We start from the raw sequence: 15,466 nt of genomic DNA on the forward strand, positions 1-15,466 counted from the left end.
ATTTCATTTCTCCGAAATAAGAATATCCGTTCTTTGCCAAAAATAATTATATTTGTATATGGAGAGCCGTAAGGCACTCTTTTAAAAACAGAACAGCTTATGGCAACAACTCGTATTCTTGTAGTGGATGATGAAGAGGATTTGTGTGAGATCCTTAAATTCAACTTAGAAATAGAAGGTTATGAAGTAGATACCGCCTATAGTGCGGAAGAGGCATTAAAAAAGGATCTGACCGTTTACAATTTATTATTGTTGGATGTCATGATGGGAGAAATCTCCGGTTTCAAGATGGCACGTATCCTGCGACAAGATGAGAAGACGGCCAATACCCCTATCATCTTCCTCACGGCCAAAGATACGGAGAACGATATGCTCACAGGGTTCAATCTCGGGGCGGATGACTATATCTCCAAGCCTTTCTCCATCCGCCAAGTGATAGCGCGTGTTAAGGCCGTACTAAGAAGAACTTCCGAGAAATCAAAAGAAAAAGAGATTGAGAAACTCGAGTATGAGACATTAGCTCTTGATACGAAACGCATCAAGGCTACGGTAGACGGGGTGGAAGTTCCATTGACCAAAAAAGAGTTTGAGATACTAAAACTTCTATTGGAAAATAAAGGGAACGTCTTCTCCAGAGAGGAAATACTATCTCGCATCTGGAAAGACGAGGTATATGTTCTAGACCGTACCATCGATGTCAACATCACCCGGTTACGTAAGAAAATAGGTCCTTATGGAAAGAACATCGTAACTCGCTTAGGTTTCGGTTATTGTTTTGAATGCTAATATTGTCGTGAATCATGGTAAAGATAGATGGTGAGAAAAGACACCGGATACCGTTTAGCCAACGGCTTTTCTGGTCGGTCTTTTTTATGTTCTTGGGCTTTACGGTCTGTTTCCTGCTATTCCAATATCAGCGGGAAAGGGAGTTCGCGCAAGAAAAGTTGAACAATGTGTTGAGTAACTATAATTACCAATTATTCCGCAAATGCCAACAAAGTACGGACATCAACAAGACCGTAATAAGTTTCATGGACGATATCCCTCAAAAGGATTTGCGGGTAACCATTATAGATCCATCCGGCGACGTATTGTTTGATAATAGCGGGACGGACGAGTTTAATAACCATAACGACCGGAGCGAGGTACGCAAAGCCCGATTATATAATGAAGGGTTCGCTATCCGTTCCTCGGAATCTACGGGAAAAAGGTATTTCTATTCGGCATCAAATATAGGAGGTTATATTTACCGCTCAGCCCTGCCCTATGATCCATATGTAAGAGGGATATTGACGGTAAACAAGGACTTCATTTATTTCATGGCATTGATGACCTTGATTTTCTTCTTTGTCCTTTCCCGTTTTACTTTCAGCATAGGTAAAACGATATCCAAACTAAGGGATTTCGCCTTAAACGTAGAGAAAGATCGAATGCCTGCGGTCGATTATGTTTTCCCGAATGATGAGCTAGGTGATATCTCACAGAATATCGTAACCTTATACCATCGGCAACAGAAAGCGAAAAACGAGTTATCCATGGAACGGGAAAAGCTTATCAAACATTTCCAATATTCCAAGGAAGGCTTCGCTATGTTTACAAGTGAAGGGCGGGAGATTCTTTCTAACATCCTATTCATTCAATTCATAAATGTCATATCCGACACCCAGATCCACCAAGTGGAAGACGTTACTGATATAGCCGAATTAGAACCAATCCGTACCTTCTTGAATAAGAATATCCGGAATCTGAATCGGAAAAAGAAAGTATTAAGAGAGTCCGTGACTATTGACAAGAACGGTAAAATATTCTTGATCGAATGTATTTTATTCCTCGATAATAGTTATGAGATCTCTATTAATGATATATCCCGTCAAGAAGAAGAAAGCCGGATGAAACGACAGCTTACGCAGAACGTCTCTCACGAGCTGAAAACACCGGTCAGCAGCATTCAAGGGTATTTGGAAACAATCCTATCCAACCCAGATTTGAGTTCGGACAAACGTCAATTTTTCTTGGAACGCTGTTATTCCCAAAGTACCCGCCTTACAGGATTATTACGAGATATTTCCGTATTAAACAGACTTGACGAGGCATCCGAGATGTTCGACCTCACGGAAGTAAATATCACGAAGCTTATCGCCGAGATACAAAAAGAATGCTCCCAAGATATGGAAGAAAAACACATCACGTCGGAAATTATCCTCCCGGGAGATCCGACCGTGTTCGGGAATAACTCCCTACTCTATTCCATATTCCGGAATCTATATGACAATGCGATCGCTTATGCGGGAGAAAACATAAGGATTACCGTCAACTGCTATAAAGAAGATCCTAAATATTATTACTTTAGCTTCTCCGATAATGGAGTGGGTATCCCGGAAGAACATATCAATCGCATATTCGAGCGCTTCTACCGGGTAGACAAGGGACGCAGTCGTAAGATCGGAGGAACCGGATTAGGATTATCCATCGTTAAAAACGGGGTTAATTTTCATAAAGGACAAATATCGGCGAAGAGCAGTCCGGGAAAAGGGGTTACTTTTTTCTTCACTTTGAAAAAGAAACTATAAGGCAGACCTCTAAAATTCCATAACATACGCTTGATATTTAATATTAAAATGTATTTTTGTATTGAACATCATACAATATCATGAGAAATACCTATTTAGTATTATTTATCTATTTAATGATCCCAATGTTTTCTTTAGGGGAAAACACCTATACTACCCAACAAAGGGAAGACAGCCTTTTATCCCTATTAAAGTCCTCGCCAGCCATAAATGAACAGATCGAGTTATATAAGGATTTAGCGACAATGTACAGGCAAATGCCCAAGGAGATTGTTTACCTAAACAAAATGGCAGATGTGGCAAGCTCCACTTCGAAAGGTCATGCTTCCTTATATTACGCATGGGCCAATTTATCCCGCCATTATTACAATATACAAAACAGGGATAGCCTGATTTACTGGTCGCATAAGATAGATTCATTGGCCGCGGCCAAGAATGAGGTTCCGGACGCATTATTCGATGCGCGAGGATTCATTTGCCAAATGGATCTATGGGACGGCAATTATGAGTTAGCGATGAACGGGGCGATCAGCCTATACAACTATGCCCGTGATACAAAGAGTGAATATGGATTGATTTGTTGCAATGAGAACTTAGGTTTAATCTATCAAGAAATACATCGGGATAGTGACGCGATAGTAGCTTATCGGGAAGGTCTCGATTTATTACAGAAACGAGGTGACAATCCGAAATTCGAGATGCAATACATGGGAAACCTCATCGAATCTTATCTACGAACCGATCATTTCACCGAGGCCGAGGAATTATTAACCCGTTACGATGAAATGATCCAAGATAGGGAAAGAGAGAATGAAGAACAAGGCACCGCATTCCCCGTGGATCGTTGCCGTGCGCTAATGTATGTTTTTTATGCGGATATGTATGTCCTTCAAGACAAGCCCAAGAAAGCATTGGAGACCTTGTTGAAGGCGACACCGATCGTAGAGAAAACCGGAGATGATTATACGGAATTCTGCTACAACTTCGTTTTCGCCAAGTATTACTATTTAATAGGTAAGTATGGAAAGGCGCTGAATATCATAGACACAAATAAATTAACAGAAGAAGATATACGAACCTCGGAGCTGAAAGTCGAGATACTCGAAGCATTGGGACGTTATAAAGAAGCGCTCGCATTTAGTAGAGAAGTTGTAGAACATACCAAGATGTTGCATGACGAGGCCTTCAACCGGCAGATCAATCAGCTCCGGACATTACATGATCTAAACAATCAAGAGATGCAGGCATACGAGCTACAGCTACGTGAACAACAACTGCATACCCAAAGGTTGTTAATGATTATTCTACTCGTAGTATCGATCGTTCTTTTAGTGATGCTATACATCGTATACAAGTCCTATCGCTCCGCACGCCGCTACCAACGAGAACTTATGGAAGACAAGGAAGCCTTAGTAGAGTCCGAGCGTCAACTTCGTACAGCCAAAGAGATAGCGGAACACGCCAACCAGATGAAAAGCACGTTTATCGCCAATATCAGCCATGAGATCCGTACGCCGCTTAACGCGATTGTCGGCTTTTCGGAATTAATATCCGATGAATCTATTTCCGCTGGCGAAAAGAAAGAGTTTTTCTCCATTATCAACAATAACTCTTATTTATTACTTAATCTGATAAATGACATTCTTGACCTTTCTCGCCTAGAATCCGGGAATATGAAGTTCATTATAGAGAAGACAAACTTATCGGATTGTTGCCGGAACGCTTTAGCAAGTGTAGAGCACCGGGTCTTTCCGGGTGTTCAATTGACCTATACACCTTCTGAAGACCCCTTACATATCCAGACAGATTCGATACGTCTCCAACAATTATTGATAAACTTATTGACCAATGCCTGCAAGTTCACGAAAGAAGGAGAGATCAACCTATCTTATCAAATAGATGAGGACAAGCAGCATGTACGTATCACCGTAACCGATACCGGATGTGGAATACCGGAGGATAAGCAGAAAGCCATATTCGAGCGTTTCGAAAAGGTAGATGAATACGCGCAGGGTACAGGCTTAGGGTTATCCATCAGCCAAACAATTATCGAGCATTTAGGTGGCTCCATTCAATTAGACCCGACGTATAAGCATGGAGCCCGGTTCATCGTACTCCATCCCTACAACCCTCTTGATAATCCATCATGACGTAAACCACGTCTTGAAATCCGGCACTCTCGCCTTGCTAACCAATATACGGTCCAAGGTCGGTACGATCAAATTGATCGCAAGGCGTCCGTTAAACCAGAGATCGATATCTTGCACCGCCTTTCTGGATATCAAGTATTGACGATTGATCCGGAAGAACAAGGCGGGATCAAGGCTATCGGCGAGCTCATCCAAGGTCTGCGTGAAAAGGTATTCTTTCCCGTCCGTCATCACTGCCTTTACATTTCCGTCCGCTATATAGAAAAATAAGATCATATCCACGGAAACAGGTAGCAGCTTATCCCCTTTCATAGGGATCAAGAAATGCGTTTTATATCCTTCCACCCGCTTCAAGGCTTGCATGACAGCGGAATAATCGATCGCTTCTTTCTCCACAGCCGTCGATTGTAACCGTGACAGCTTATCCAAAGCTTTCCGTATATCATCCGCGTCGATCGGTTTCAGCAGATAATCTACGCTATTCACTTTAAACGCTTTCAGCGCATATTCATCATAGGCTGTCGTGAAAATGACCGGGCAAGAGATATCTACATGACCGAAGATCTCAAAGGCCGAACCATCCGCCAAATGGATATCCAGAAAGATAAGTTCCGGCATTGGACGCGATTGAAACCATTCAACACTATCCGTAATACTATCTAGGACATCGATCACCTCGATATCCGGATCAACCTCTCCCTGCAATGCCATCAAATTACGGACAGCCGCTTTCTCGTCTTCTATTATCAAAGCTTTCATATCAAAGGGATTGTTACGCTGAATATACTAGCATCTTCTTTTATGGAAATATCTTTCTTATACAAGAGGTTATAACGTTTACTCAGGTTCACCAAGCCAATACCGGTGCCTCCGCTATGTGTCAATTTCGGTTGGATGGGATTGCTAACCGTCAAGGAATCATGGTCCGAACGAACGGATATGGTCAATGAATGGCGGTTGCTGATCTCGTTATGCTTCACGGCGTTCTCGATCAAAAGCTGCACCGACATAGGAGGCAGTTGCTTAGACTCGTGCTCCTTCCCTAAGTCTATATCGAAGACCAGATTATCCTCATAGCGCATTTTCAAAAGGAAGATATAAGCGTTCACGAAATCCATCTCCTCCCGTAAAGTAACACTACGGCACTCATTCTCTTGCAAGGTATAACGTAAGACACGGGATAACTCCTGCAAATATTCTTGTGCCTTCCCGGGAGTCTCCCGGATCAAGGAACGGAGCGTATTCAAGGAATTAAATAACATATGAGGATTAAGCTGACTCTTCAACGCCTCATATTGGTTCAATAGATTCTCCGCCCGCAATTGCTGGTTCTCGACCTGTACTTGCTGGCTTTGACGAATCAGGTAAATCATATAGCAACTACCCGTAACGACACACGACATGATAAAATCCCTCAACGGATGCAGATAATGATGTACCAAGGCGTCGATCGCCGGAATATCAAACTGATGGTGCAAGAACACGAAACCTTTTCCTAATAAATTATTCACGCACCAAGTCATTACGAACGAGAGAAGGACCTTCTGCCAAGAGATACGCGCTTTCTGCCGATTGAAACCAAAGACATACGTGTTCATCGCAAATAGCAGCAAGAGGGACACGAAGGTGAAAAAGACCTCATTCGCTACATCCAATACCGACATATCCGGGAAAAGAGCGTTCTGCCCGGTAACGTCAAACAACGACACCAATTCCGGGAAATGGATCAAGAAGGCCACCATGATCGATATGATGACCAACGAGAACACATATTTATTCTTTATATTCATTTTCTTCATGAAGACAAAGATAGTCATTTCTTCTCTACCCGTGCGGAAACATACATACCGGGACGAAAACGGGGATTCGTCTCTTTCACCCGAGCGTACATTTCCAAGGAACGGCTCGTCTCGTCCACCTCCTGTCCGATCGAGATCAAGACCGCATGGAAGGTCTCCTTCCCCATTCCATTCACCCGGAACTGCACTTGGTTCCCAATGGATAAGTCCGCTAAATCCTTCTCATAAGCGGTCAGGCAAAGAAGAGTCTCGCCTTTATCGATCACATCACAGATCGGTTCGCCCGCGTTCACGTATTTACCGAGATTAATGGACAGCCCGGCGACATAACCGCTCAGTGGCGCTTTTACCTCCAAATAAGGTTGGATACCGTCTTCCAGAAGATCGCCGGCGGAGACACCTAGGATAGCAAGTTGCGCGGCGGCGGCATCTTGACGGCTCTTCATGGAAAGATAATCCGCCTTGCTTTGCTGGAAACGTTTTTGCGAGGCCGCTTCTTGCTCACTCAAACGCTGTTGCCTTTTATACTCAGCCTCTAAGTATTCCGTTTGGGCATGGGCATCCAAATAGGTCTGTTGCAACGTGATAAAATCCGGATTCTCCAAGCTGACGATCACCGAGCCCTTCTTCACATAATCGCCCGGAAGCAGCGTAGTAGCATGAACCGTGCCTCCCATCGTCAACGTAACCGTAGCCTGCCGCTGCGGGGGAACTACCATGATCCCGTTGAAAGAGGAGTGATTCGGAAGGGCCGTTGCCGAGGAAATCCCATCCACCTCTACGCTATCCACGGATGGTTCGGACGGTACGCTTTCCGCTACTTGAGTAATAGCGGGCCGGGCAGTTATGTCTTGCGAATCGCCCTGTCCTTTCTCCGCGTTGTTTGTCATACTGCATGCGGCCAATGCCATAAGAGCCGCAGGAATCCATATCTTTTTCATCTTATACTATTTTTCTGGTTATCTACTATACAACTCCAACTCAAGCGCCGATATATTATAGGCATATACGGCCTCGATATATCCCCGCCGGATCTCCCGGGCGGCGTTCAGGCTTTGAACAAACTGCGTGATATCTGTCTCGCTCTCTTTGAACTGTACCGTCGCGCTCTTCAACAAAGCATCCGCTTCCGGTAAAGCGCCGGTCGTATAATAGCGGATATGCTCTCCTTCCTTACGAAGCGCGACGCTCAACTCCTCCACCTTATTGTTCAACTGACGGATGTTGCTCTCCGCTTCCGTGCGGGCGATATAGGAATCGATCTTCGCTTGCCTTACCCGGCTATGCTGCGGGAAGAACAATACCGGGAACGAGATCCCGACCATCCAAGAGTCCAGACCGCTCAACGGGGCTATTTTCTGACGCACATATCCTACCGATAGTTCCGGGAAGAAACGGCTTCGTTCGATACGAAGCATGGCTTTCTTCTCATCGGCCACGCTCCGGAAGTAATTCAGATGGATATCGGACGGAGCGATCTCGGCTACGCGAGCGGGGAATAAAACCAATGTCGTATCCATAGGCAGCAATGGGGAATCCGAATAACAAGTCCATGAGAAACGACGGGCAGCCAATTGCAACTCCTCCTCCGCCTGCGACAAACGGGTTTGCAGATCGGCGACCAAGGTAGATGACATATTCCGCTCCAATAGCGTGATATCCCCTTGCTCATAACGCAACTGACTTGCCTTTCGCAAACGTCCGGCCCACTCGATCTGCTCTTTATACAAGGCACATAGATGAAAGGCATATTGATAATAAGCCCATGCCCGTTTTACCTCGGCCGTAATCTCCTTCTTCACCAAGTCCCGGTAATATTCTCCCGTGGCGACTTGACGGTTCACCAAGGCGTTCTTATAAAATGGGGTCAATAGAGAGCCTAAGGATTGCGTGATCTCCATCTGATTGTCGTTTCGTGTCTCACCGTTGATCTGTCCCCATGAATAATTAAAGGTGGTCGGTGACACCTCCCAGCTCTCTCCCCGTGAAGCACGACTACGTTCAATGGATGCCGTGGCAGTCTTCAGGCGAGGATGATTCTCCAAGGCGATCGTCACGGCTTCTTCCAACGACACCGTCTGTTGGGCATGCGTGGGGAATAAGATACCTAAAAAAAGAAGAAACGGCAATAGGCGCTTCAACCAGCGTTGGCGCTTCCAAGCGGCCGAGCTATTTACCAACCGATAAAATACCGGGATAATAATCAACGTCAAGATCGTGGAGACAATCAAGCCTCCGATCACGACCGTCGCTAACGGACGTTGCACCTCCGCACCCGCGGACTTCGCTATCGCCATCGGCACGAATCCTAGAGAAGCTACCAAGCCGGTCAAGAATACGGGGCGAAGTAGATGCGGACATCCTTTTGCGAGGATACGGTTCGTTGTCATTTGATATTTAGTTTGTTTCCGTAAGTTATTAAAATGATTAATCATTAATATACCATTCAAAACCGCTACGCCAAACAAGGCGATAAAGCCGACCCCCGCCGATATACTGAATGGCAACCCTCGTAACCAAAGGGCCAGAATACCCCCTATCAAGGATAACGGGACGGTAGAAAATACCACCAGCGAGTAGGTAACACTCTTAAAGGCAAAGAACAATAGCAATAAGATCAATGACAAGGCAACCGGTATCACGATCGTAAGCGTATCGATCGCGTTCCGCAAGTTCTCGAACTGGCCGCCATACTCAAAGTAGTATCCCGGTTCCAGCTTGATATGCTTGTCAAGGGTTTCTTGGATAGTACGCACGACTTTCTGGATATCAGCGTCACGGACATTCACCCCGATCACGATACGGCGTTTCGTGGCATCCCGGTTAATCTGTAGAGGCCCGTTGACCAACTCGATCGTAGCGACCTCGCTAACCGGGATCTGGATTCCCTCGGCAGTCCGTACAAAGAGCTTATCCAAATTCAGATCCGCCACTTTATCGTTATCCAGACGAAGCACCAAGTCGAAACGTCGCTCATTCTCGAAAACGACACCCGCCGCCTCTCCCGCATAAGCCGTACGGATGATCGTGTTCAACTCCTCTATATTCATCCCGTAACGGGCGATCTTGGCACGATCGTAGTGTACGACCAATTGCGGTAGCCCCATCGCCTGCTCCACGATCACATCGGCGGCTCCCGGTACTTGCTCCACGAAAAGAGAGGCTTCCTTCGCCTTCTTATAAAGCTCCGCCATATCCTCTCCATATAGCTTGATCGCGATATCCGCCTTGGCTCCCGTCATCAATTCATTGAAGCGAAGCTGGATCGGCTGGCTGAAATTAAACTCCGCCCCCGTAATCGGTTCCAAGGAGGCCTTCATCTTCTCCACCATCTCCGCACGGCTGGAGGCCGAGGTCCATTCCTTGAAAGGTTTCATCACGATCATGATATCCGCGTCTTCCACCGCCATCGGGTCGGTCGGAACCTCGGCCGTTCCGATCTTGGCTACCACATGCTTGATCTCCGGGAAATTCTTCATCAAGGTCTCTTCCGCTTGCTTCGATAGCTCGATACTATGCGTCAGGGAACTACCGGCGGGAAGCGTCATCTGCATGGCGAAATCCCCCTCATCCAGCGTAGGGATAAACTCCGCCCCTAACCTCGTGAATAAGAAAAGGGACACAGCCAGAGCCGCGAAAGAACAAGCGATCGTTCCCCAGATATGACGCAGACAGAAATGAAGCGTACGCCTGTAAACCCCGTTTAATTTCCCGAAGAAACGATCGGCGAATGTAGGCTTCGAAGAGATCGTACGCTTTAGGAACAGGGAGGCCATCATCGGCACGTAGGTGAGCGAAAGGATCAAAGCCCCGATAATACAAAACACCAAGGTCTTCGCCATGGGGGTAAAATATTTGCCCTCTATCCCGGTCAGCGTAAGTAGCGGGAAGAAGACGATCAAAATGATCAATACGGCAAAGGTAGCGCTCCGGGCGACATGACCGGCTCCGGCCTCGACCTCCCGGTCCATCTCCTCGGCAGAGAGCGTACGCCCCATCAACCGCCTCGAATAGATATGCGCCAATATCCCCTCCAATATAACGATCGATCCATCGACCACGATACCGAAATCGATGGCCCCTAAACTCATCAGGTTGGCGGAGACCCCGAAAACACGCATCAAGATAAAAGCGAAAAGCATCGCCAACGGGATCACGGAAGCCACGATCAAGCCGGCCCGCACATTCCCCAAGAAGATGATCAATACGATAAAGACGATCAACGCTCCCTCTATCAAGTTACGGATCACGGTGGATATATTTCGGTCTACCAATTCGGAACGATTCAAATAAGGTTCTACACGAACACCTTCCGGCAACATTTTCTGTACCCTTTCGACCCGTGCCTCCAGTTCCTTGGTCACGACATTGGCGTTCGCACCCTTCAACATCATGGCGATACCGCCCACGCACTCTCCCTCGCCATCCTTTGTCATGGCGCCAAAACGCTTGGCGGAACCAAAGCGAACCGAACCGACATCGCTTATATGAATCGGTATCCCTCCACGGTTCGTGATCACAATGCGCTCGATGTCCTTTATCTTGCCGATCATTCCCTCGCTACGGATGTAGTAAGCCTTATTGATTTTCTCGATATAACTGCCCCCTGTATTCTGGTTATTCCGGTTGAGTGCCTCGAACACCTCGCCGATCGTAATATTCAAGGAATAAAGGGCATCCGGATCTACCGCCACCTCATACTGTTTCAGATAGCCGCCAAAGCTATTGATCTCCACGATACCCGGTATACCGCTCAGTTGCCGTTTCACGATCCAGTCCTGAATGGTACGGAGTTCCATGGCGTCGTATTTCTCCTCATAACCGGGCTCCACGCTCAATACATATTGATAAATCTCGCCCAAGCCGGTCGTGATAGGCATCAGCTCCGGCGTACCCAGTTCCGTGGGGATTTCTCCCGCCACGGTTTGTATCTGCTCGTTTATAAGTTGGCGGGCATCCAAGGTAGGCACGCTTTCCTTAAACACGACCGTTACCAATGACAGGCCAAAGCGGGAAACGGAGCGGATCTCTTCCACGTTCATGATATTACTCATCGCTATCTCGATAGGCATGGTGATCAATTGCTCTACCTCTTGCGGGGCCAAGGTTGGCGATACCGTCACGATTTGCACTTGATTGTTCGTTATATCCGGTACGGCATCTATCGGTAAAGTCATCATGGCATAGATTCCCCCCAGAAGCAGAAACAAGGTTGTCAACCCAACGAATAGTTTCTTCTGAATAGAAAAATGGACAATCGCTTTAAACATCACTTCATTTATTTAATATAATGGTTACAAAAATAAAAGGTAAGCGTTTGCCTGCCCGACATAAAATAATGAAGTGACCGAAATCAAGGTTGAAGTATCGGTATGAGGAGTTGGAGCATATCTATAGAAAAAGGCTTCACATGCCCTCTATGACACATGAAGCCCCTTTTGTTATCCTATATAAATAATAAGAATCGTTGCCGTTAAAAGCGGATCAGCACTTAATGCTCAACTGTCGCAACACCTCACGGATCTTCTCATACGTGACGATACGTGTAGGAACCAAAGGCAAACGAAGCTTATTCTCGATAAAGCCCATCATATTTAACATACTCTTCGCTCCGGCAGGATTTCCATCCACGAACAACAGGCTGAACAGCTCCGTGAAGCTATGATGGATCGTACGTGCGCTATCATAATCACCCGCCAAGGCCAGACGTACCATACGGCTAAACTCACGAGGGAAGGCGTTACCGATCACGGAGATCACTCCCACCGCACCTAATGTCATTAAAGGGAAAGTAATACCATCGTCACCGGAGATCACGTTGAAACGGGCCGGCTTGTTCTTGATGATATCATCCATCTGGGTGATATTGCCGGAAGCCTCTTTCACGGCGATCACGTTATCGAACTCACGGGCGATACGAAGCGTAGTCTCGGCCGTCATGTTCACACCCGTACGCCCCGGTACGTTATAGAGTACGATCGGTAAATGAGTAGCGTTGGCGATCGCCTTGTAATGCTGGTAAATCCCTTCTTGGGAAGGCTTATTATAATAAGGTACGACCGAGAGGATAGCGTCGATACCCTCGAAATTATCTGTCTTCAATTTCTCGACAACCGACCGTGTACAATTACCTCCCACGCCTAATACGATAGGGATACGGCCCCGTACACGAGTCACTACCAAGTTTATAATGTTTTTCTTTTCTTCTTCCGTAAGTGTAGGGGTTTCCGCTGTAGTTCCCAGCACTACCAAATAATCCGTACCGTTCTGCACCTGATAATCCACCAGCTTGCCTAACGCCTCGTAATCTACACTCTCATCTTCCTTGAATGGCGTGATCAACGCCACACCCATTCCTTTTAAATTTATGTCTGCCATGGGGAAAATATTCCTTTTTGTTATTTAGCACTGCAAAAATAAGGAAATTATATCATTTAGCACGGATGGAACGCAAATAAAATAATATCTGTCCGAATAAATACTGAATATCGTCCTTATCTGTTACAGTCAAGCCTAAGTCGTACCATTCTTGGCCCGGATACTTAATCCCGACCTTGAAGGCGGATGGATGCCGGAGAGCGATGTATTGCAAGGCATAACAACCCGGCCGGGTGATATCGATCAAGATATCCGCCTTGAGAGCGCCCACCTTTTCCAAGACACTATCTGAAGGGAATCCCCACGCGTTGAGATCGCTCTTTGAATGTACAGGAATATTGGAATCGTCGAAAGGAATATCCGCTCCTCCGGACGGCACATACACACACGTCTTGATATCCTTCTTCGCCTTGCGCAAAGGCTCCAAGGCCCTCATGACGTCCTCGTGATCCTCTATATTATACAAGACCAAAAGCGAACGTGCCTCATCCAAGGAAAGGGAACGATGCGGACGCCCCCCAGCGTCCGACACTAAAGCCTGTATCTTCTTCTTGATAAAATAATTGGTGAACATTTATTCCAGCATATTTAAGAACGCATCCTCGTTGATAATCTTCACACCCAGCTTCGCCGCTTTCTCCAGCTTGGCCGGTCCCATATTCTCGCCGGCAAGGATATAATCGGTCTTCCCTGAGACGGAGCCGCTATTCTTGCCGCCATGTTGCTCAATCATCGCCTTATACTCGTCACGTGAATGCTTGGAAAATGTCCCGCTGATCACGATCGTCAATCCTTTCAACTTCTCGGAACGGTTCGCCAATTGCTCCTCGGAAACCGCCATCCGCAAGCCCTGTTCCTTTAATCGGTTCACCAACGTACGGTTCTTCTCGTCCGAGAAATAACTCAATACACTCTGGGCGATCCGCTCGCCGATCTCGTCCACGGCTACCAAATCCTCTAAGGACGCCTGCTCCAATGCCTCGATCGAATGGAAAGCCGAGACCAAGCGTTTAGCGACCGTCTCTCCCACGAAACGAATCCCCAGACCGAACAAGACCCTCTCAAAAGGAACTTGCTTGGATTCCTCCAGACTCGACATCAGATTCTGGGCGCTCTTCTCCGCCCACCGTTCCAGACGCAATAAATCGGCAACCGTCAACGTATATAAGTCCGCCGAGTCTTTGACATAACCGGCGTTGTACAAATCCTCCACCGTTTCCGGGCCTATATTGATATTCATCGCCTTCCGGGTCACGAAATGCTCTATACGCCCCTTGATCTGAGGAGGACAGCCCGACTCGTTCGGACAGTAATGCGCCGCCTCTCCCTCCGGACGCACCAAAGGAGTCCCGCACTCCGGACACACACGGATAAAGCGGACCTTATCCCCCATCAGCATCGAACGAGCCTCCACGTTCACTCCCACGATCTTCGGGATGATCTCCCCGCCTTTCTCCACATACACTTGGTCGCCGATATGCAAGTCAAGCCCCTCGATAATATCGGCGTTATGCAAGGAAGCCCGCTTCACCACCGTCCCCGCCAACAATACGGGCTCGAGGTTCGCCACCGGAGTGACCGTCCCCGTCCGTCCCACTTGGAAAGAGACCGAGTTCAAGCGAGTCTCGGCACGCTCTGCCTGAAACTTATAAGCGATCGCCCAGCGAGGGCTTTTCGACGTAAAACCTAAGTTCCTCTGCTGACGAAGCGAGTTTACCTTCAACACGATTCCATCCGTCGCCACGGGCAGGTTCTTACGTTCCACATCCCAATAAGCGATATAATCGAATATATCCTGTAGGCTCTGGCATTTACGGATCACGTCCGGAATCTTAAAACCCCATGCGCGAGCCGCCTGCAAATTCTCATAATGCCCTTCGGCCGGCAGGTTCTCACCCAATAAATAATAGAAATAAGCATCCAGCTTACGGGAGGCCACGATAGCCGGATTCTGCTGTTTCAACGTACCGGAAGCGGCATTGCGAGGATTGGCGAACAAGGGTTCCTCCTGCTCCTCCCGTTCCTTATTCAAGCGATCAAACTCCGCCCAAGGCAGCAATACCTCGCCACGGATCTCGAACTCCTCCGGAAAATCAGAACCCCGGAGTCTTAATGGAACCGAACGGATGGTCTTGATATTCGCCGTCACGTCATCACCACGAGTACCGTCGCCACGGGTCACGGCACGCGTCAAGCGTCCTTTCTCATAGGTCAAAGAGATAGAAGTGCCATCATATTTAAGCTCCGCCACAATCTCGAAAGGCTCATTCAAGGAGCGGACCGTACGATCATAAAAATCTCGGATCTCATCCTCGGAGTACGTATTACCCAACGAAAGCATCGGATATTTATGTACCACTTGCTCAAACTCTTTCGAGAGGTCGCTCCCCACCCTCCGGGTCGGGGAATCCGGATCGGCGAACTCGGGATGCGCCGCCTCCAGTTCCTGCAACTCTTTCATCATCTTATCAAACTCAAAGTCTGATATTGTCGGTGCCGAAAGCACATAATAATTATAATTATGCCGCTCCAGCTCATCACGCAGGGCTTTTATCTTTGCTTCGACCAT

10 protein-coding genes are annotated in these 15,466 nt (G+C 47.1%); 3 read left to right on the forward strand and 7 right to left on the reverse strand.

The features are described 5' to 3' along the window. Window positions 1-99: 99 nt before the first annotated feature. From DW033_RS00750 to DW033_RS00760, 3 genes are all read left to right on the forward strand, one after another. Window positions 100-786 (forward strand): response regulator transcription factor, encoded by a 687-nt coding sequence (locus DW033_RS00750; protein WP_005857410.1) that lies wholly within the window; start codon window positions 100-102, stop codon window positions 784-786. 14 nt (window positions 787-800) lie between these two features. Beyond that, window positions 801-2,570: an ATP-binding protein gene (locus DW033_RS00755; RefSeq protein ID WP_048928423.1), complete on the forward strand. Its 1,770-nt coding sequence runs from the start codon at window positions 801-803 to the stop codon at window positions 2,568-2,570. Window positions 2,571-2,650: 80 nt separating this feature from the next. Next, the gene (locus tag DW033_RS00760; protein WP_048928422.1) at window positions 2,651-4,720 is read left to right on the forward strand and encodes a sensor histidine kinase; all 2,070 of its coding nucleotides are present in this window, start codon (window positions 2,651-2,653) and stop codon (window positions 4,718-4,720) included. Here DW033_RS00760 and DW033_RS00765 read toward each other — a convergent pair. The 7 genes from DW033_RS00765 to ligA all read right to left on the reverse strand — a co-directional run bounded on the left by DW033_RS00765 (window position 4,715) and on the right by ligA (window position 15,466). Then, on the reverse strand, window positions 4,715-5,479 hold the full coding sequence (locus tag DW033_RS00765) for a LytTR family DNA-binding domain-containing protein (RefSeq protein ID WP_122382291.1): 765 nt from the start codon (window positions 5,477-5,479) through the stop codon (window positions 4,715-4,717). The genes DW033_RS00760 and DW033_RS00765 overlap by 6 nt on opposite strands. Next, complete coding sequence (locus DW033_RS00770; RefSeq protein WP_122382292.1) at window positions 5,476-6,537, reverse strand: sensor histidine kinase; 1,062 nt, start codon at window positions 6,535-6,537, stop codon at window positions 5,476-5,478. Before DW033_RS00770 ends, DW033_RS00765 begins: the two co-directional genes overlap by 4 nt. After that, complete coding sequence (locus tag DW033_RS00775) at window positions 6,534-7,460, reverse strand: efflux RND transporter periplasmic adaptor subunit (protein WP_048928420.1); 927 nt, start codon at window positions 7,458-7,460, stop codon at window positions 6,534-6,536. Before DW033_RS00775 ends, DW033_RS00770 begins: the two co-directional genes overlap by 4 nt. A gap of 18 nt (window positions 7,461-7,478) precedes the next feature. After that, on the reverse strand, window positions 7,479-11,789 hold the full coding sequence (locus tag DW033_RS00780) for a CusA/CzcA family heavy metal efflux RND transporter (protein WP_122382293.1): 4,311 nt from the start codon (window positions 11,787-11,789) through the stop codon (window positions 7,479-7,481). A gap of 214 nt (window positions 11,790-12,003) precedes the next feature. Beyond that, window positions 12,004-12,897 (reverse strand): 4-hydroxy-tetrahydrodipicolinate synthase, encoded by an 894-nt coding sequence (gene dapA, locus DW033_RS00785; RefSeq protein WP_122370351.1) that lies wholly within the window; start codon window positions 12,895-12,897, stop codon window positions 12,004-12,006. Between the two features lie 52 nt (window positions 12,898-12,949). Further along, window positions 12,950-13,471 (reverse strand): hypothetical protein, encoded by a 522-nt coding sequence (locus DW033_RS00790; protein WP_005857421.1) that lies wholly within the window; start codon window positions 13,469-13,471, stop codon window positions 12,950-12,952. After that, entirely contained in the window at window positions 13,472-15,466 is a 1,995-nt protein-coding gene (gene ligA / locus DW033_RS00795) for an NAD-dependent DNA ligase LigA (RefSeq protein WP_005857423.1), read from the reverse strand.

It is taken from the genome of Parabacteroides sp. AF39-10AC, assembly GCF_003635405.1.
Lineage (GTDB): Bacteria > Bacteroidota > Bacteroidia > Bacteroidales > Tannerellaceae > Parabacteroides > Parabacteroides distasonis.

Coding starts and splice junctions, on each gene's coding strand:
- DW033_RS00750 (WP_005857410.1), top strand. CDS start 100: ATGGCAACAACTCGTATTCTTGTAGTGGATGATGAAGAGGATTTGTGT.
- DW033_RS00775 (WP_048928420.1), bottom strand. CDS start 7,460: ATGAAAAAGATATGGATTCCTGCGGCTCTTATGGCATTGGCCGCATGC.
- DW033_RS00760 (WP_048928422.1), top strand. CDS start 2,651: ATGAGAAATACCTATTTAGTATTATTTATCTATTTAATGATCCCAATG.
- DW033_RS00790 (WP_005857421.1), bottom strand. CDS start 13,471: ATGTTCACCAATTATTTTATCAAGAAGAAGATACAGGCTTTAGTGTCG.
- dapA (WP_122370351.1), bottom strand. CDS start 12,897: ATGGCAGACATAAATTTAAAAGGAATGGGTGTGGCGTTGATCACGCCA.
- DW033_RS00755 (WP_048928423.1), top strand. CDS start 801: ATGGTAAAGATAGATGGTGAGAAAAGACACCGGATACCGTTTAGCCAA.
- DW033_RS00780 (WP_122382293.1), bottom strand. CDS start 11,789: ATGTTTAAAGCGATTGTCCATTTTTCTATTCAGAAGAAACTATTCGTT.
- ligA (WP_005857423.1), bottom strand. CDS start 15,466: ATGGTCGAAGCAAAGATAAAAGCCCTGCGTGATGAGCTGGAGCGGCAT.
- DW033_RS00765 (WP_122382291.1), bottom strand. CDS start 5,479: ATGAAAGCTTTGATAATAGAAGACGAGAAAGCGGCTGTCCGTAATTTG.
- DW033_RS00770 (WP_122382292.1), bottom strand. CDS start 6,537: ATGACTATCTTTGTCTTCATGAAGAAAATGAATATAAAGAATAAATAT.